This window comes from Metabacillus lacus (assembly GCF_009674805.1).
Taxonomy (GTDB): domain Bacteria; phylum Bacillota; class Bacilli; order Bacillales; family Bacillaceae; genus Metabacillus_C; species Metabacillus_C lacus.
This window is the reverse complement of the sequence record NZ_WKKI01000128.1, coordinates 1-410: the sequence shown is the minus strand read 5'-3', so window position 1 is coordinate 410 and position 410 is coordinate 1. Positions and strand designations below refer to the sequence as shown.

Sequence of the window (410 nt, the reverse complement as noted above, 5' to 3'; positions counted from 1 at the left end):
GCTCTTTAGGATTTACAGTTCCAACCACCATGTCATCTGCGCCCATTGTAATGTAATGGAGGAAGCTAGACATGCTTTTCTCTTCTTTAAACTGCACATATCGGCTCTGCATGCCATTCCACGTATCTACTGTTCCATCCACTAAACCCCCAGAGAGGTAGTCTGCAAAGTCATACCATGAGTCTGTGCTCTTTTCCGACCTTGTCTTCATTCCATCCCATACTGATCCTGTTATTTCCTTAAAGCTATGTAAAGATTTCATAATTGGATTATCAGAAACTTTTTTCTCTTCTGTTTCAGCGGCAGACACAGTTGGAGCCTTTACCGATAATGGCAAACCCGCAAAACCGACGGTCAGTAATCTTATTTTAGACAGATCCACTTGATAGGTGATCGTTTTGTTCCACCAG

The 410-nt window shown here is 42.4% G+C and carries 1 protein-coding gene; it reads right to left on the bottom strand.

What is annotated here, in order from left to right; all coding sequences use genetic code 11:
* A partial coding sequence (locus GJU40_RS20795) for a hypothetical protein (protein ID WP_170289474.1) occupies positions 1-410 on the bottom strand: 410 nt, incomplete at both ends.